Source organism: Parachlamydia sp. AcF125 (genome assembly GCF_018342475.1).
Lineage (GTDB): Bacteria > Chlamydiota > Chlamydiia > Chlamydiales > Parachlamydiaceae > Parachlamydia.
Window position 1 is genome coordinate 896,360 of sequence record NZ_JAEMUD010000001.1, and the last position, 19,900, is coordinate 916,259.

Annotated in this window: 8 protein-coding genes; 3 read left to right on the forward strand and 5 right to left on the reverse strand. The window is 38.5% G+C overall.

The genetic code is table 11. From position 1 onward, the window contains the following. Positions 1 to 374 precede the first annotated feature (374 nt). Entirely contained in the window at positions 375 to 1,982 is a 1,608-nt protein-coding gene (locus tag PARA125_RS03550; RefSeq protein ID WP_213157331.1) for a hypothetical protein, read from the reverse strand. 425 nt (positions 1,983 to 2,407) lie between these two features. Between PARA125_RS03550 and PARA125_RS03555 the strand changes: the two genes are divergently transcribed. The 3 genes from PARA125_RS03555 to PARA125_RS03565 all read left to right on the forward strand — a co-directional run bounded on the left by PARA125_RS03555 (position 2,408) and on the right by PARA125_RS03565 (position 9,066). Then, positions 2,408 to 7,843 carry an RHS repeat-associated core domain-containing protein gene (locus PARA125_RS03555; protein WP_249274151.1) on the forward strand — a complete coding sequence of 1,812 codons (5,436 nt, stop codon included), beginning with the start codon at positions 2,408 to 2,410 and terminating at the stop codon, positions 7,841 to 7,843. After that, positions 7,840 to 8,412: a hypothetical protein gene (locus PARA125_RS03560; protein ID WP_213157333.1), complete on the forward strand. Its 573-nt coding sequence runs from the start codon at positions 7,840 to 7,842 to the stop codon at positions 8,410 to 8,412. Before PARA125_RS03555 ends, PARA125_RS03560 begins: the two co-directional genes overlap by 4 nt. 84 nt (positions 8,413 to 8,496) lie before the next feature. Next, a complete protein-coding gene (locus PARA125_RS03565) occupies positions 8,497 to 9,066 on the forward strand; it encodes a hypothetical protein (RefSeq protein WP_213157334.1) in 570 nt (189 codons plus the stop codon). 666 nt (positions 9,067 to 9,732) lie between these two features. Here PARA125_RS03565 and PARA125_RS03570 read toward each other — a convergent pair. The 4 genes from PARA125_RS03570 to PARA125_RS03585 form a co-directional block, all read right to left on the reverse strand. Further along, a complete protein-coding gene (locus tag PARA125_RS03570; RefSeq protein WP_213157335.1) occupies positions 9,733 to 12,450 on the reverse strand; it encodes a tetratricopeptide repeat protein in 2,718 nt (905 codons plus the stop codon). 247 nt (positions 12,451 to 12,697) lie between these two features. After that, positions 12,698 to 14,992 (reverse strand): tetratricopeptide repeat protein, encoded by a 2,295-nt coding sequence (locus tag PARA125_RS03575; protein ID WP_213157336.1) that lies wholly within the window; start codon positions 14,990 to 14,992, stop codon positions 12,698 to 12,700. A 264-nt stretch (positions 14,993 to 15,256) separates the two neighbouring features. Then, positions 15,257 to 17,413, reverse strand: coding sequence for a hypothetical protein (locus PARA125_RS03580; protein ID WP_213157337.1), 2,157 nt, complete (start codon positions 17,411 to 17,413; stop codon positions 15,257 to 15,259). A gap of 665 nt (positions 17,414 to 18,078) precedes the next feature. Next, on the reverse strand, positions 18,079 to 19,806 hold the full coding sequence (locus PARA125_RS03585; RefSeq protein WP_213157338.1) for a hypothetical protein: 1,728 nt from the start codon (positions 19,804 to 19,806) through the stop codon (positions 18,079 to 18,081). Positions 19,807 to 19,900: the final 94 nt, after the last annotated feature.

The window sequence follows — 19,900 nt, forward strand, 5'->3', positions numbered from 1 at the left end:
TGAGGGAAGTACGCCCGAGTTAAGGAATTTTGCGAGGGGGTTTTACCGAAGGATCTCTCCTTTTTCTAACTTTCTCACAATTCCAACAAAAGGCGTGGCAAGTTTTGTAAAATCTCATTTTTTAAGAGGGGGAGTCATTCGCGGGAGGAAAGATCTTTTTAGATGCTGACAGCTATCAGCTTGAAAAAGGGTCTATGCATTTCCCAGGAAAACTCATGGCAGCTTATTATCCAAAAAAGGGTTCATTTGTTTGCCTCGAGTTGCTAAGCTTCCAAAATTTACGCCATCCTATTTAACCATAAGTGACTTCAGATGGAAACAAAAATTTCAGGGGGAGTTTGAGGGATGCGGCAAAATCGCCGCATCCCTTAAGGCTATTTGACTTTACTGGGGAAAGGAAAACCTTTTAATTTTAAGTTGATTCTTAAAAGGAGCCCCAGCCTGTTTTTGTAAGCTTTAATTCCCTTTAAGTCGAGGATATGATTGACCACCTTGGCTCGATCGGAGTATTTTTTAGCATGAAGATTCATGAGCATGAGAAAGACGGAATGAATTTGGAGAGTTTCCATTTTTGCCGCTTTAAGAAAACCTTGATCAACGATTTTATCAAGCCCTTCTTTTAGACCCTGCTCATACCCTACTGTGAGCCAGCGAGCATGTGCCCAACACCCTTCAAATATTTCCTGATGGTAGGATTCAAATAATTGAGGATTTTCGAAAATAAATTGATCGAGTTCCTCCTTATCTAGGCTGCTAAAACAATCAGCTGATAGATATTGCATAACGTGCTGCTGGGTTAAAGGAACGGGGTCCATTTTCAACTTATCTAAAATAGTTTTTTCGAATCTTTCTTGGTCTTCAAAACTGAAATATTTATCTTTTGCCTTATGGTAAAAAGCCATGAGAAGTTGATAATAGAGATACTGTTGTGCAGGAGCGAGCTTTGGGGAATGGCTATTTAGATGGTTGTCCATTAAGGCGCTGTTGGCGAGTTTAATCAATCCCAGCAAAGAGGCATCTCCCGTGGATGAGTGGGAATGATCGCCAAATGATAATTTTCCTTCATATTCTTCCAGAAGGTTTTTAAAGAAAAATGGTGTATTCACGTTGATATCTTCATCTAATAGAGCGGGGCTTCCCAATATGCCAGAATTATCAAGCATTTTGAAAGCCAATCCCCCTCTATCCTGGATGATTTCGTCAATCGCTGTTCTTAAGTTTTTTTCATTTTTATTATAGCGAACAACCGTAAAGGGGAGATCTTGCCCGTTAGGAAGGTTTTCTTCATCCGGGACCAATAAGATAGACTCTGGCTTTAGAGCCCACTTCTGCGTGATAAAGGTGTCGTAAGCAAATATGTTTACAGCCTGATCCATCAATGTGCCTAAGGGAGTCAAGACGGCTATTGTATGAGATTCTCTTGAAAATCCTATACGGGGGCGGACAAGCTCTCCAAGGGCAAAATGAATGGTATTTGAAATAGCAGAAGGTGTTTCCTGTACCTCGGATGTGTCAGGGAGAGCATTCATAAGTTCTGAGAAGGGCCTTAATATCCCATCTTCAGGCAGATGGTTTGTGGCATGAACTGCCCAAATTCTCTTCTTAAGCTCTGTGGCGTCTGGAGCTAAATTTTGGTTGAACTCTTTTAAGGAAATTTTATCTTTTTTTAGCCCGCGCTTTCCCCCAGTAAATGCTTTGACGATCACGTGGAAAATTTTGATGAAAATTTGATTGTTGTAGCGATCGATGACTTTATTGATTGACTTGAGATGGGCATGACAAGCGCGGTAGGTTTCAATATCTGTAAAAATAGGTTTTTTTAAAGCATTTACGCTTTCGACAATGGTTTGCAGGTTTGTAATATCATTCGCTTTGCTTATTGTTCGAAAAGTAAGTTTATTTTTTGCCGTGTTAAAGACAACTTTATAATTTTGAGAAAGATAATCTTCCTGAGTCGTTAGTTTAGAAGAAAGAGTAAGCATATGAAAAGCTCCCAAGGTTTTTATAGGAATAGGTCCATGATTTGATGACAGCGGTTGCGGTCTTTAGGAAAATGCAGACTTCTAAAGCGCAAACATGTAAAATTTTCTTTTACTAGTTATGGGAAATCCAACTCAAGAATTTATTGATAGCTCTTATGAATACAAGAGTAATAAAATATTTTTTCATTTATACGTCTAAGTCTGCAAAAAGCAAATATTTCAAAACTCCTTTCACTAGCGCGATCATAAGAAAAAAATCCATCCGACCAGCCGTCTGACTATCCAAACTGATTTCCGATTAAATATTTCAAAGGCGCCATTTTTACATTTATTTGCAAAAATAAGTTGACACGATTTTAAATTTTAATATAAGTCTTAAGCCATTTAGACATTTTCACTCTCATAGGTGCGCGATGGGTCGATTTATGTGTGTTTTTATCTGCTTATTTTTTGCTGTCTGGCCTTTATTTTCTGAAGAAGCACACCTAGAGAAAAAGTTTGCGGCTAGAGCCTATGCCGAGGAGGAAACGCGTATCACCCAAGCCAATTTGACAGGCATCCCTAGCGCTTTTGTGGGAGGCGTAGTCAATGCTATCACAGGCGATTTGGCGCTTTGCGAAGTCGATTTAGTTATCCCCGGAACTAATCCCCTTGCATTTGAGCGCACGTATAGCAGCTCATTTAATAAAAACGGCACGCTTGAACTAGGATGGAATCTTAACCACTTAACCCGCCTTAAAGTGCTAGGCGAAGGGGTAAGCTTAAACGAAGGGCAGGGAGCTTTAACGCTTTTTAAGCTTGATTCCCAAGACAATAAATTTCACGTCTCTACCGATTCCATTAGCCATGGCATGACCAATTGCGGCAAAGGAGAAATCAGTGGCAGAACCAATACCAAAAACACTTATTTGATCCGTAGCCCATCCACAAAACATGGAGAGCGCCCTTTTTATAAGCTTTGCGATGGCGCAGGTGTGGAAAACTTGTACAAAAAATTAAAGAAGTCTCACAACAGAAAGTATTTGCTAGAGCAGACTACTTTCCCGAATGGAAATCTTCTCAGCTATAGTTATGACGATGAACATCAAATCAAATATTGCGCCTTAAAAAGTGGAGGTGAACATTTAACTGGTTTTAAGTTTTCCTACACCGATCAAAAAAACATCGCCAAAACAAGCGTTCAAATGGAAGATGGGCGCCAGATTACCTATTATTTCCATAAAATTCACGGGGAATGGTGCTTGTGCCAGGTTGAGCGGCCGGACGGAATCATCACGCAGTACGATTATCAAAATGGCAAATATGACCATTATCCCCGCCTTTGCCAAAAAAAGTTTTCCGACACGCATTACACTAATATCCATTATTGGATGAAAAAAGATACAGTCGAGGATGGCAAAGTCATTCGATCAAAAGACCGCCAGCGCTTTCGAGTAAAAGCATTGGAAGAGCCTGTCGGAGCTGATGGTAAACCTGTCCAAACCTACCGTTTTGAATACTACCTCAACGCCCATGATTTAGGGGGAAAAACGGAGGTGTTTGACGTGAACCATAGCAAAACTATCTACTGCTACAATCAAGATCAGCGCCTAACTGCTTTAGATTACTACGGAGAGGGAGATCATCCCTATCGCCAAGAAAGGCTTTATTGGGGATTAGGAGCAGACGCTGGAAATCTGATTGCCCAAACGATTGCAGGCTCTGAGAATGTGTTTAGCTTGATCCATACGTTTAAATACGACGCTGCCGGAAATCCCCTGGAAGAAGAAATTTACGGCAATCTCAGCGGAAAAAACCCCGTCCCCCCTCAAATTGACCAGGAGGGGAAAGCTGTTAAAAATGGGTGTGAGCATCATATTATCTCCCGCACCTTCACTACTGAGGGCTTTAATTTGAAGCTATCGGAAACAGAAGGGGCGCAAAAAAATGCCTACACCTACTACCCAGGCAAAGATTTGTTAAAAACCAAATTTGTCTACGACCATTCTGCTCTCCAATATCGACATTTTTATGCATACAATCCCCACGGTTTTTTGACGCGGGAAATTATCGACGATGGCGCCGCCCATGAAAAAAACGATCTAACAAATGTCACCCAACGGATCATCCGCGAATTTTCTGAACGGCAGCAAGCTCCTTTTGGCCTTACCCAAGAAGAAAAGCTCCTCTATGCGGATGCTAATGGCCATGAAACTTGCGTCAAAAGGGTTTATAACTTTCACGATGCGCTTGGGCAGCTTTATGAGCAGCATCATTATGACCTCGCAGGAAATTTGCGCTATCGCCTGCAATGGGAATACGACAGCCGTGGAAACGTCATCCGACAGGTGAATGCTCAGGGGGAAGAAACTTTATGCCAATATAATGACTTCAATCAGCTCATTTATGAGCAGGGCCCTAATCAAGCTTATCACACAGAATACACCTATGATGGGATAGGACGGCAAACATCCCTTATCACAGTTGACCATAGCGACAATCAGCGCTACACCATCAGCTATCAATACGACAAACGCAACAACCGCATTTCCACTAGCGACTGGTATGGCAACCAAACAAATTACCAATACGACCGTTTTGATCGGCTGGTAAAAACCCTTTATCCCCCCATTCCTTCTCCTAGCGGGCAACTTTATAGACCAGAAGAGCAGACCGAATATAATGCCTTAAATCACGTCACCAAAATGACAAATGGGAATGGGCATTCCCTTTCCCAAAGAAATACCATCCGCGGACAACCCTTCTCTATTATCTATGCCGATGGCTCCTCAGAGATTATGACCTATCATTTAGATGGGACTCTGCAAGAAAAAATCGACAAGAATGGGATGATCACCCGCTATAGCTATGATTACCAAAAACGCCCCGTGCGCATTGAATACCTGGCCTCTTCCGGAGAAAGCCTGGGTTATCATGCTAAAGAATACTCCGCTTTTCATCTCATGCGCGAAATGGATGCTGAAGGACATGTGACTGCTTATCAATATGATAGCTTAGGGCGTCTCAGCGCTATTCTCAAAGAGGATGCTGCCATCTACTACACTTACGATACTCTGGGCAGAAAAAATAGCATTAAAACTTTTTTCGGAAGTGAGCCAACCGATTACACTTTAGAAGTGTTTGAATACGATTTGAAAGATCGGGTGGTAGAGGAAAGAAAAGAAGATGCTCAAGGTACTATCTTGCGCAAGCAGACCTATGTTTACGATGCCAGCGATAATAAATTGCAAATCAGCACCTACTCCGATGCAGGTGTGGGGACAACTTATTTTACCTATAACTTCAACAATCAACCTACCAAAATAGTTGATCCCGACAACAATACCACCTATCTCACCTATAACTACAATTACCGGGATGCCTATGATATGGTCGTCCCCTACTCTGAGTCTACCGATCCCAAAGGCAATGTGACCATTGTCATTGGCAATGCGCTGGGGAAAACAGCAAAAGTGCAGAGAAAAAACTCTTTAGGGCAAATTACGCAAGAGAGGGACTATTTTTATGACGGAGCGGGCCAGCTCATCGAAACGCGCGAAAAAGTCTTTAAGCTAGGGAGATGCGATAGGCAAGTCATCACCCAGTGGACATATGATCCTATAGGGCAGCTGGCAAGCTGCATGGAAGCTGTTGGCACACCGGAGCAAAAAACTACTCTCCACGCCTATAATAATAGCAGTCAAAAAGTGGCCACCTACAAGCCTGATGGCAACCAAATTTTATTTACTTACGATCCCAAAGGGCGCCTATCCACGGTCACCTCTGCCGATCAAACCCTTGGCTACGCCTATAGCTATAATTTGAACGACTGCCCTATTGTGGTTGAGGATTTAATCCACCATACCCAAAGCCGCAAAACGTACGACGCTAATGAGCGCTTGATTGAAGAAATATTAGGCAATGGGCTTAAGCTTTCCTATACCTATGATCGGCAAGGGAGAATTTTAACCACCACTCTCCCCGATCAAAGTAGCCTCGCCTATGCCTATAATGCCGCCGATCTGATAGCCGTAAAAAGATTCTCTGCTTCAGGGGAAGAGCAATACAAACAAACCTACCGCTATGACCAAGCCGGAAATCTTAAAGAAAGGCAACTTCCTTTTAATTTGGGAACCGTTTCTCACTCCTATGATTTGCTTAACCGGCATCGATCTACCCACTCGCCTTACTTTAGCGAAGTAGAGGTGCAATACGACAATACCGGCAATCTGACTTCTCACCTTTTTAAAGACCCCTTGGGAGAGCTTCCTTGTAAATATGAATACGACTCTCTTTACCAGCTTAGCCGCGAAGATACCCTTTCTTCGCATACCTATCAGCATGATTCCCTTTTTAATCGATTTGGCAAAGATGAGCAAAGTTTTGAATTTAACGCCCTCAATCAACTTTTAGGAGATAAGCTAGGGGCCTATAGCTACGACCGCAACGGAAATCTGGCAGAAAAGGGCGACCAAAAATACACCTACGATGCTTGGGACCGTTTAATTTCTGTCACCACAGACACTAAGCGCTTTACTTATGTGTACGATGAGCTAAATAGGCGCTTGTGCAAAGAAGCTGCCCAATGGGATCCTTCCACCCATGACTGGACACCACAGGAAAAGCAATATTTTCTTTATCAAGGCGAAAATGAAATCGGCCTATGCGATGCGGCATATAACCTGCGGGAATTGCGCGTGCTAGGATATGGGCGAGGAGCTGAAATAGGGGCGGCTATTGCCTTTGAAATGGAGGGAAAAACCTACCTTCCCTTCTGCACCTTTGCCGGAAATACGCGGGTATTGCTCAACTCTTGCGGCAAACCTATGGAAATCTATCGCTATACCGCTTTTGGAGAAGAGGTGAGCCTGGATGCTTCCGGTACTCCGAAAGCCCCCACTGCAGCTTGGAGATTTAGCTCCAAAAGATACGACCCTGAGACAGGCTTTATCTATTTTGGAAGGCGTTATTACGATCCTCAAACAGCTCGCTGGACCACAGCTGATCCCTTAAGCTATGCAGCAGGCCCCAATCTGTACGCTTACGTCAATAATAGCCCCCTTACCCACCTCGATCTGTACGGCCTTTGGCACGATTGGGTAGATGCCAGGCGCGAGCGCAGATTCTACGCAAGGGTTAAGACTAATGTTACCAATTATCACAGATCAAGGGAAAATAGGCCCGGTAGAAAAAATAATTCTGTCTGGTTCTGGGATAGCTTTGAAAAAATAACTCCTCGTCAGGTAAACTCGTGTATCTACAATACAAGTGATCAAGGCTATCTCCCTTTAGAATTTGGCGGTAAAATCATGATCTGTAATGGGATGAACAATACTTTTGAAGAAGCAAGAGGGCATGCCTCTTATGTTTCTTCACTGAGCGGCTATAGAACCGATGGCGTTTACAATTCGACTAAAAACTTCATTATCGATACGCTTGAGGCGGCTCTTGGTTTGGGAGGAATTGGAACTACGCCGGCGCGCTTGCTGCGTAGAGAATGGCGAAAATTCCACGAGACCGCCCCTCCAGGCGTAAAAATTCTCCAATTTTGCACAAGCCAAGGTGCGATTCACGTAAAGAATGGATTAAACGCTTCGCCTCAAGCAATCAGGAATAGGGTTTTTGTAGTCGCCGTAGCTCCTGCTGATTATATTGAAAGGGACAGGAGTGCCACAGCCGTTCACTATGTGGCAAAACCTTATAGGGATTTTGTGCCCAGATTAAATGTTTTGAAGGCTATCACCACAAAAGCGCATGTAGTGAGCCTTCCATCCCATCAAGAGGCAGATTGGTTTGATCACAGTTTTCAAAGTCCTACTTATAAAGAGGCTATTAATTCTCACATTCAAACCTACATAGAGAGCAAAGGCTCAGAAATATGAATTTTTTTAGAATTATTAAAATTTTGCTACTTATATTTTTTATGGGTACACTGTCTGGAAAAAAAATGGACCGCTTAGACAACAAGACTTTTTATGGTTTTTTATCTAAAGTAGGAGGTAAAATTGAGAAAAAATATAATTTAACAATCTGTGGCAGTGGAAGTGGCTCTTCACCTGAAGGATACTATATAAATAAGTTTATATTAAGTTTTAACGCCTATGGCCCTTTAAGCCACGAGCAACTAAGAAAGCTTTTAATCGAATGTGCAAATGAACTCGTTCGTGAGGTTAATCTCGAAAAGAAACTTGAACCTTTCCTCATAAGAAAACCTTATCCCATCCAAAATGTTCAAATTATAGTTTTTAACTATGACAAACATGGAGGAGGAGTTAAAGATCCCCTTATTACAGTGGCGCAAATTTCCAATGGCATATTAACGTTTCGGACAAGAGACCCAGAGAACGATTTAAAATACAAAAATAATTTCAAAGAAACATATGAAGAAGTTCTAGAGAAACTGAAAACCGCACCTGTTAGTGAGTCAAAAGAAAAGATCCAACTAAATTAATAAGTTTGGAGATTTTTCCAGCTATACTTATCAATAAAGATACTAATATGACTTTCAGCAGCGCTAGAAACAGGTTGCAAATTTATGGCTGTGTCTAAATGGGTCAGAATTGCCCTGGTTATACTCTTTATAAGTGCTTCCGGACAAAAATTCGAATGCATTGATAGCAAAACTTTGTATGGTTTTTTATCTAAGGTAGGCTGGAAAATTGAAAAAAAACATAAATTAGTAGTTCGTGGCAGTGGAAGTGGCTCTTCGCCTGGAGGATCCTACATAAATAATTTTGCTTTAAGTTTTAATGCCTACGGTCCTTTAAGCCATGAACAATTAAGAAAGCTTTTAATCGAGTGTGCAAATGAACTCGTTCGTGAGATTGATCTTGAAAAGAAGCTCGAACCTTTTCTCATAAAAAAGCCTTATCCCATTGAAAACGTTCAAATCATTATTTTTAACAGTGATACAAATGGCATGGAAGTCAATGACCCCTTCATTGCGGTTGCTCAAATTTCTAAAGGCATATTAACCTTTAGAACAATTGATCCGGAAAATAAATTTAAATTCAAAAATGAATTCAAAGAAACCTACGAAGAAGCTTTAGAGAAACTAAAAATGGCACCGGTTAGTGATTCAAACATTTCAAAAGAAAAGGCATAATTATGATAGGTAGCCCTTTGAAATGGCGTCTCTTATTATTCTCTTCGTTAAGAGATAGATGACCCAGATCCAGCTCTTCTTGCAAAGCTTTTCCCTTAAAAAATGGATAATTAAGGGAAAAAGAGCGTTTTTTATCCGTGATTTGTCAGCAAAAAGGTAATTTTGATTTAATTTGACAAATCATTATTACCATTGCCATGAAGTTGACATCATAAAAAAATAAATAATCTTGACCTCGTTGCAGGTATGTGCGATGAACCCTGTAGACCATCTATTGGGAGTACCCATTGATTCATTAAGAGCATTACATTTCACTTTTGTAATTTGTTGCCAACCTAAAAAATAGAAATAAAGGTAGAACCTGAAGACCGTGGGAAAGAAAAAAACGAGATTTTTTATTAGGCCTCTCGCATAACTCTACTGCCATAATTCCCATTATAAATTCCAGCAATCCAATTAATCTTAGGCAGAATCGTTTTCTTCGATTTCTCTGTAGGGATTCGCGATAATTTTAATTTTAGATCGCTTTAGCCTTTCAATAGGTGTCTTTGTTCCATCGATCAAAATGATGTCATGCTCCACGTCAGTTTTAAAAGAGCTTTTGGCTGGACAAAGCAAAATCAGAATATTTGACCAGCCAATCTTCAGCCCAATTTGGGTTCTTTTCTACTCAGATTGGCCAGCTTTTTCTGCTATTCTAGAAATCTTAGTGAGAGTCTTACCTTTATATTTTCCATCAGGGATAGTATTTGCAATTTCTAATGCCCTTTCAGGGTGGCCAGCTTGGGCTAACGCTGTAGAAATATCGGCGAGGGCTTCATTTTTAAAATTTTCATCAGGTATAGTATTTGCAATTTCTAATGCTTTCTCAAAGTGGCCAGCCTGTGCTAATGCTATAGAAATATTGGCGAGAGCGTTGCTTTTACAATATTTTTCGGATATAGCATTTGCAATTTTTAATGCCCTCTCAAAGTGGCTAGCTTTGGCTAATGCCATAGAAATATCGATGAGAGCGCTACTTTTAGAATATAGATCGGAAATTCTATTTATAATTTCTAATGCTTTTTCAAATAATGCTTCTTCAAAGCGGTCAGCTTGTGCTAATGCTATAGAAAGGCTGGTGAGGACCCTCCTTTTAGAATATGGATGGGAAATCCTATTTATAATTTCTAATGCTTTTTCAAACAATGCTTCTTCAAAACGGCCAGCTTGTGCTAATGTTCTAAAAATATCGGCGAGGGCGTTGTTTTTAGGGCCTTTGGTAGATATGCCACTTGCAATTTCTAACGCCTTCTCAAACTGATTAGTTTTTTCTAACTTTTGTACTACATCCCTGAATGCATTGCTTTTAAGGGGGTCACAGGGAATTCTTCTTATAATTTCCAACGCTTCTTCGAAGTTGTTAGCTTGTGCTAATGCTATAGAAATATCGGCGAGGGCATAGCTTTTAGGGACTTCTGCAGATATGCCATTTGCAATTTCTGATGCTTTCTTTAATTGGCCGGCTTGTACTAGTGCTGTAGAAATATTGGCCAGGGCTTTGCTTTTAGGGACTTCTGCAGATATGCCATTTGCAATTTCTGATGCTTTCTTTAATTGGCCGGCTTGTACTAGCGCTGTAGAAATATTGGCCAAAGCTTTGCTTTTAGGGTTTTCGGCAGATATGCCATTTGCAATTTCCAATGCTTTCTCTAATTGGCCGACTTGTGCTAATGCTATAGAGATATAGGCGAGGGCGGTGCTTTTAGGGTTTTCGGCAGATATGCCATTTGCAATTTCTAACGCTTTCTCTAATTGGCCGACTTGTGTTAGCACTATAGAAATATCGGCCTGGGCGTTGCTTTTAGGGCCTTCGTCAGACATGCCATTTGCAATTTCTAAAGCTTCCTCAAATTGATCGGTTTTTTTTAACTTTTTCACCACATCCCCGAGTGCTTTGCTTTTAATAGATTCATTAGAGATTTGCTTGATAATTTCTAATATATTCTCTAATTGACCTGTTTTTGCTACTAATACTTTAGAAATATAGGCCAGGGCGTTGCTTTTAGGGCCTTCGTCAGATATGCCATTTGCAATTTCTAAAGCTTCCTTAAATTGATCGGTTTTTTCTAACTTTTGCACCACGTCTCCGAGTGCTTTGCTTTTAATAGATTCATTGGGAATTCGCTTGATAATTTCTAATATATTTTCTAATTGACCGATTTTTGCTAAATTAATTATAAATTTATATAAATCTTCATTTATAGTTTGTAAAAAAGCTTCTTCATTAATTTTTCTTGAAATTTCGATGGCTTTATCCCATTGACCTTTTTTTAAGAATTTTAATGAAATGTCTCTGACAATGCTCTGTTGGCCATTATACTTACTTGCAATTTCAAAAGCTTGATCGTATTCGCCTTTTTTGATTAGCTTTAAAGATGCCTTTATAAGGAATTTCGAGCTTTCATCAACTAATTCTGCAATTTCAATAATTGTATAAAATAAACCTTTTTCTATTAGCTTTTTTATTCTATAATAAATGTAATCTTGGTTATTTATATCCGAGCTAAAAATATCGCCAAAAAGCCAAGGTAATTCTAAATCTTTGGCTTGCTCTTCTAAAGTTTTCAATGCTTCTCCATGATAAGACTGCATAGCAATCAAAACTTTAAGCTTTTCACAATAAATCGCATGCTTTAGTTGAGCAAGGTTAGCTACTTTGGAAAAGTTAAGGTTATTCTTTATTTTTTTTAAACGCATTAATGCTTTATATCCGCCGCTTTCCGAATCTTTCCCTTCCCAGTAACTTTCGTAATACCATAATGAATCTTTGACAGCATTGTAATGTCCGATTGCAAATTGGATAAAATCCTTAATAAGCCTGGCCTCTTTCTTTTTAGCGACCTCTAGGATGGCTTCCCTCCATCTCCAATCAACTTTTGAGCAGCTTTCATAATCTTTTACCCCCAGATTGCCCAATAAAAGCTCAAGAACTTCCGGAGGGAGATCTTTCATTTCAAGAAATTCAATTGGAGTTAAAGTTTTAATTTTTTCAATGATCTCATCGAGAGCTTTTTCTTTTCCTTTTACGTATTTATGGCATTTAGTCTTGAGCTTTTCAACTGCCTCAATTAGAACTAATTGATCTTTTGCTCCTAAAAATTTTTGGCCTGTTTCTGCAAATTTTCCAACTTCTTGAGCAACTTTTAGAGGAGAGGTTTCAGCTATATGAATTTTGGAGATAAAAGAGACCAGCCACTTTAGCCAGCTAATCAAAGCTCCATCTTGTTTTTTAGATTTTTCTAATTTTGTATTAAGATAAAGATCACTTGCATGGTTAATTGCTTCAATTTCTTTTATTCGAGCATCGAAGTTTTTTTTATTTTCGCAAATTTTAAAAGACATAACATCTCCCAGGAGAATGTTTAATTTTATTCGATAACTTTTATTTTTTAATTTTTATGCAAATTTGCATAACTTTAATTAAGCTATAAAGAACTATAAAAGATTTTCCTACGCATATTGCTTTATTATACGCTCATGTGTGCTAATTCTCACAATTTTTTGGCCGTCTTTTGGGTTAGAAAAGACGGCTACAGGTTCGTAATTAGAGAGGCGATCTACCTTTAAAAGTTTACTTTGTCTAGTGTCTTTAGCTTCGATCCTGCTCAGATTGGTCAGCTGCTGCTGACATTCTAGAAATAATGGCGAGAGTCTTGTTTTTAAGTTTTTCATTAAGTATAGTATTTGCAATTTCTGCTGCTTTTTTAAAGTGGCCAGCTTGTGCTAATGCTGTAGAAATATCAGCGAGGGCGTTGCTTTTATAATAATCCTCAGGTATGGCATTTGCAATTTCTAATGCCCTCCCGAAGTGGCCAGCTTGCGCTAATGCTTTAGAAATATCGGCGAGAGCGAGGCTTTTATACTCTTTTTCAGATATGGTATCTGCAATTTCTAAAGCTTTTTCAAAGTGGCCAGCTTGTGCTAATGCTATAGAAATATGGTCGAGGGCGCAGCTTTTACACCATTCTTCAGTTATGGCATCCGCAATTTTTAATGCCCTCTCAAAGTAGCCAGCTTGCGCTAATGCTTCAGGAATATGGAGGAGGGCGAGATTTTTATAATCTTTGTGAGATACGGTCTCTGAAATTTCCAGGGCCCTTTCGAAGTCACCAGCTTCTGCAAATGCTTTAGAAATATCAGCGAGGGCGTTGCTTTTATAATAACTCTTAGATATAGAGTTTGCAATTTCTAAAGCTTTCTCGAATTCGCCAGAGCGTGCTAATACTTTAGAAATATTGGCAAGAGCTTCGCTTTTAGGTCTTTCGTCAGATATGGCATTTGCAACTTCTAAAGCTCTTTCAAGGCGTCCAGCTTGTATTAATGCTTCAAAAATATTGGCAAGAGTTTTACTTTTAGAATATTCGCCAGGTATAGCATTTGCAACTTCTAACGCTTTTTCAAAGTGGGCAGCTTGTACTAAAGCTTCAGAAATATCCCTGAGGGCATCACTTTTAGGCCTTTCGTCAGATATGGCATCTGCAATTTCTGCAGCCCTCTCAAAGTGGCCAGCTTGCACTAATGCCCCAGAAATATCAGCAAGAGCTCTACTTTTATAATATTCTTTAAATATAGCATTTGCAATTTCTAAAGCCCTTTCAAGGTGGCCAGCTTGTAATAAAGCTTTAGAAACTTCGGCGAGGGAAAGGCTTTTAGACCATTCTTCAGATATGGCATTTGCAATTGTTAATGCTTCCTCAAATTGATTGTTTTTTGCTAAAACAATGATAAATTTGCTTAAAGCTTGGTTTACAGTTTTTAAAAAACTTTCATCTTTAATTTTTCTTGAAATTTCAATCGCTTTATCGCATTGGCCTTTTTTTATGAATTGCAATGATATATCTCTAACTATGCTTTGGCTGTAACTAGCCGTTTTGTCAGCAATCTTAAAAGCTTGTTCGTACTGGCCTTTTTCTATTAACTCTAAAGATATTCTGCCTAGAGGGCTCAGAGGTTCATCGAGTAGCTTTTCGACCTCAGCAGCTTTATCAATTAGGCCTTTTTCTACCAGTTTTCTTATGCTTTCAAGAATGTATTTTCGATTGTTTATACTTATGCTAAAAATATCATCAAAAAGCCACGGTGACTCTAAGCCTTTGATTTGATCTTTTAAAGTTTCCAAAGCTTTTACATGATAAGATTGCATAAAAATCAAAAACTTAATTTTTTCGCAATAAATCGCAATTTTTAATTGAGGCAGGGAAGTTATTTGTGAAAAATTAAGATTGTTTTTTATGCTCTCCAAATGCATTAATGCCTTATCTTCGCAAAACTTCGAAGGAGGAGTAAAGGGCTCTCTATGAATGCTATAATGGTCAATTACGAATTGAATAAAATTCTTAATAAGCCTAGCTTCTTTCTTCTTAGCAATCTGTACTATCGTTTCGTTCCATTCCCAATCTACTCTTAAGCAGTTCTCATAATCTTTCCCTCCAAGTTTGCTCAATACATGATCAAGCATTTCTTGAGGCAAGTCATCCATTTCAAGCATTTTCTGAGGGGGAGCCTTTAGAGTTAAAGTTTTAATCTTAGCAATGATCTCATCAAGGGCTTTTTCTTTTCCTTTTAAATGTTTATGGCATTTATTCTTAAGCTTTTCAACTGCCTCAATTAAAGCTACTTTATCTTTTTTAGCTAAAAATTCTTGGTGTTTTTCGGCAAATTTGCCGACTTCTCGAGCGACTTTTAAAGGAGCCGTTTGCGCTATATGAAGCCTAGGAATAACCAAGCAAATAACCCACTTTAGCCAGCTAACCAAAGTTCCATCTTGCTTTTTAGATTTTGTTAATTTTGTATTGAGATATAAATCACTTGTATGGCTAATTTCTTCAATTTCTTTTATTCGAGCATCAAAGCTTTTCTTATTTTCGCAAATTTTAAAAGACATAACGTCTCCCAGGAGAATGATTAATTTTATTTGTTAAATTTTATTTTATTTTTTAATTTCTATGCAAATTTACATAATTTTAATTGAATTGTAAAGAATTATAAAAGTTTTTCTACTTGTATTGCTTTGTTATTGGCTCATGTATGCTAATTCTCATACTTTTTCGGCCATCTTTTAGGTTAGAAAAAGACGGCTATAGATTCGTAATTAGAGAGGCCATCTACCTTTAAAAGTTTACTTTGTTCAGCGTTTTCAACCTCTATCCTATTCAGATTGGCCAGCTTTTGCTGCTATTCTAGAAATGTTGACAAGGGCCTCACTTTTATGTTTTTCATCAGGGATAGTATTTGCAATTTCTAATGCCTTTTCAGGGTAGCTAGCTTGTGCTAATGCTATAGAAATATCGGCGAGAGCGTTGCTTTTAATAAACCTTTCATCGTCAGATATGATATTTGCAATTTTTAATGCCTTCTCAAAATGGCCAGCTTGTGCTGCTACTTTGGAAATATCAGCGAGGGATCTAGCCCTACTTTCGTAATGTCTCTTAAAATGACTTTTGGGAATCTTTTTTATAATTTCTACTGCCTTCTCTACGCGGCCAGCTTGTGCTAATGCTTTAGAAATGTCGGCGAGGGCATCGGTTTTATCACATTTGCTAGATGTGGAATTTGCAATTTTTAATGCCTTCTTAAAATGGCCAGCTTGTGCTAATGCTACAGAAATATCAGCGAGGGCTTTGCTTTTAATAAACTTTTCATTAGAGATGGCATTTGCAATATTTAGTGCCTTCTCAAAATGGCCAGCTTGTGCTGCTACTTTGGAAATATCAGCTAGGGATCTAGCCCTAGCTCCGTAACAATAAAAATAACTCTCAGGAACCTTATTTATAATTTCTAATGCCTTCCCTATACGCCCAGCTTGTGCTAATGTTTTAGAAATTTTGACGAGAGCTTGGCTTTTATAAAATTCGGAGGATATGCCATCTACAATTTTTAATGCTCTCTCAAAGAGGCCAGCTTGTGCTAATGCTGCAGAAATATCGGCGAGGGCATCGTTTTCATAACTATCCTCAGGAATGGCATTTGCAATTTTTAATGCTCTCTCAAAGTGGCCAGCTTGTGCTAATGCTTTAGAAATATTGGCTAGGGCATTGCTTCTACAATATATGTAGGATATGGCATCTACAATTTCTAATACTCTCTCAAAATGGCCAGCTTGTGCTAATGCTGCAGAAATATTGGCTAGGGCATCGCTTTTACAAAATTTGTCGGATATGGCATCTGCAATTTCTAGTGCTTCCTCAAAGCGTCCAGCTTGTGCTAATGCTTTAGAGATATCGGCGAGAGCTTCGCTTTTAAGCCTTTCGTCGAATATGGCATTTGCAATTTCTAACGCTTTCACAGATTGATTGGTTCGGATGAACTTTTCTGCTAGATTCCTTACTGCCTCTCTTTTAAAATTTTCATCGGAATTTTCATTTATAATCTCTATCTCAAATAGGCCTTTTTCTATCAGTTTTTCTAGGCTACTAAAGATATATCCTAGGTCATTTATATGAGAGCCAAAAATATCATCAAAAAGCCAAGGTAATTCTAAGTTTTTGGCTTGCTCTTTTAAAGTTTTCAAAGCTATCCTACGATAAGCCTTCATATCAATATAAGACTGCATAGCAATCAAAATTTTAAGCTTTTCACAATAAATCGCGTTTTTTAATTGGGAGAGAGTAGCCGATCCTGAAAAATCAATTTTATTTTTTATATTTTCTAAATATCTTAATGCTACAGGCTGCAAGCAGCTTTCCGAATCTTCCCATGAGTAGTTCTTACAACAAAATAATGAAGCTCTGATAGCATATTGATGGTCAATTGCGAATTGAATAAAATTCTTAATAAGCCTGGTTTCTCTCTTTTTAGCGATCTCTAGGATGGTATTCTCCCATCTCGAATCAACTTTTGAGCAGCTTTCATAATCTTTTCCTCCCAGATTGCCCAATATAGGCTCCAGGAGTTCCTGAGGGAGGTCATCTATTTCAACAAATTTAGTCGTTGTTAAATTTTTAATCTTGATGATCACCTCATCGAGCTCTTTTTCTTTTCCTTTTGCATATTTTTGACATTTAGTCCTAAGGTTTTCAATCACCTCGATTAAAGCTAATTGATCTTTTTCCCCTAAAAACTTTTCGTGTTGTTCGGCGAATTTGCAAACTTCTTGAGCAACTTTTAAAGGAGTTGTTTGTGTGATGTGAACTCTAGGAATAACCAAGCAAATAACCCACTTTAGCCAGCTAACCAAAATTCCATCTTGCCTTTTAGATTTTCCTAATTTCGTATTAAGATAAAGATCATGTGCATGGCTAATTTCTTCAATTTCTTTTATTTTAGAATCAAAGCGTTGTTTGTTATCGCTAATTTTAAAAGGCATAATAACCCTCTACTATGTATGTTAAAACTGAGATTAAAAATATTATAAAACTTTTTTTATTTTATGTAAATTTTAAGTTTTTAAGTTAAACTAAATTTTTATTCTGAGTAAAAGAGGCCTTTGAATTCCTAAACTTGTTTCTTTACCACTGAAGCTTAGGATTCGAAGCTAGGGGAGAGTAAATGATAAGGAATTGCTGTCTTGGGTCAGCTACAGTCAATCGTTTAGTTATCAAGATCGGTCAAATGCCAAGTTGCCTTTACCTCCGATTGAATGCTTAGCTTTGCTATAGGAAGGGGATTTTTTACTCGGTGATAAAGTTTTTTATTTTGCCAATGATCAAGCCATCAGCTTCAGAAGTTGTAAAACTTAAGTATCGTTAAGTAAACTTTTAGATGGCTTTAGGTTAAAGGCATCCTCTATTTGGCCATCAATTGCTGTGGGATAGCCTCTAGCGGCTCCTTTTTTTGAAGCTGCCAAATAAAAATGAAAAGCTACTATGTAATTCTTTTCTAATAGGCTTTCAAAGTTTGCTATGCGTGCATTCTATGAAAGCTTGGTGGTGTATATTAAAAGGAAGCAGGGCCAAACAGTAGGCTTAGGACCAGAGTCCTTGTCCCTTAGCAGTCCTCTGTTTGGCCAAATGGCAAAGCCCCTTCTACCCATCAGTTGGGTCTTCTGGTAGCTTTAGAAGCTGTCGATATCCTAGAAATATCGGCAAGAGCCTCGTTTTTAATTTTTTTGTCAATGATAAGGTTTGCAATGTTGGTGGCCCTCTTAAGTTCGCCCTGTAATGCTAATGTGCTAGAAATTGTGGCATGGGCCTTGTCTCTTAAACTACCGCGAGGCGCGGTATTTGCAATTTTTAACGCCTTCTCGTAACGCTCAAAATGGGCGAATGCTGCAGCAATACTAGGAAAGGTATTGTTTTTACGACTTCCTTCGGTGAGGGGACTTGTAGTTTTTAATGCCTTCTTCACATGGCTAGCTTGTGTTGTTAATTTAGAAATCTCAGCGCGGGCCTGGGCCTTACTTTCAAAATGTGGTCTAAGATGATCCTCGGAAATCTTATCTATAATTTCTAATGCTTCTTTTGCACGGCCAGCGTGCGCTAATTCCTTAGAGATATCAATGAGGGCACCCGCTTTACAGCTTTCTTCCTGGATGTCATTTGCAATTTTTAGCGCTTCTTCAAAACGGCCTGATTTTGCTATGGCTGTAGAAAGGTGGGCGAGATTTTTGCCTTTATCACGTTCGCTGCATAGGTTATTTGCCATTTCTAAGGCTTCTTCAAAGCAACTATTTTGCGCTAATGCCTTGAAAATGTCCTCTAAGGCCAAATGTTTGAGACTCCTATCTGATATAGTATTTGCAATTTCTATCGCTTTTTCAGATTGATTAGTGATTACGAACTTGTGTGCTAGCGTCCTTATCGTGTGCCCTTTAAAATACTCGCTCGTATTTTCATTGATTATTTTTACATCAAATACGCCTTTTTCTAGGAGTTTTTCTATGCCCTCAAGAATGTTGTCGCCTGTGTTTATACCAGGGATAAAAATATCATCAAAAAGCCAAGGTAATTTTAGGTTTTTGCCTTGCTCTCTTAAAGACTTTAAAGCTTGCGGATGATAAGACTGCATCGCCATCAAAATTTTAAGCTTTTCGCCAAAAATCGCGATTTTTAATTGAGGAAGAGTGGCCGCTTTTGAAAAATTAAGATTATTTTTTATGTTTTCTAAGTGGGTTAATAATCTCATTTCCAAGTATGCTGCCTCATTTTTCCAAGGTGCGTTTTCTTCATAGATTAAAGTATCTTTGACAGCCTTATAATGGTCAATTGCAAATTGGATAAAATTTTTAATAAGGCTAGCCTCTTTCTTTTTAGCAGCTTCTAAAATTGTTTCATTCCATCTTCGGTCTACTGTTAAGCAATTTTCATAATCTTCTTTCCCAAGCTTGCTTAATACCCATTCAAGCGTTTCCACAGGGAGATCATCTATATCGTGAAATTTAGTGGTAGTTAAATTTTTAATCTTGTCAATCACCTCATCCAGGTTTTTTTCTTTTCCTTTTGCATATTTATGGCATTTAAACTTAAGGTTTTCAACCGCCTCGATTAAAGCTAATTGGTCTTTTTCTCCTAAAAATTTTTGGTGTTTTTCAGCGAATGTGCAAATTTCTTGAGCAACTTTTAAAGGGGCCGTTTGCGCTATATGAAGTTTAGGGATAATCAAACAAACAATCCACTTTAGCCAGCTAATCAAAGCTCCATCCTGCTTTTTAGATTTTTTTAAGCTGGTATTGAGATAAAGATTACTTGCATGGCTAATTTCTTTGATTTCTTTTATTCGGCAATCAAAGGTCTTTTTATTTTCGTAAACTTGGAAAGGCATAATATTTCTCCATTGTTTATATGAAAAATTTAATTTAGAGGTTATCTTACTTTCTGTTTGTTTAAATTTTCAACAATTATAAAATTTCAATTTT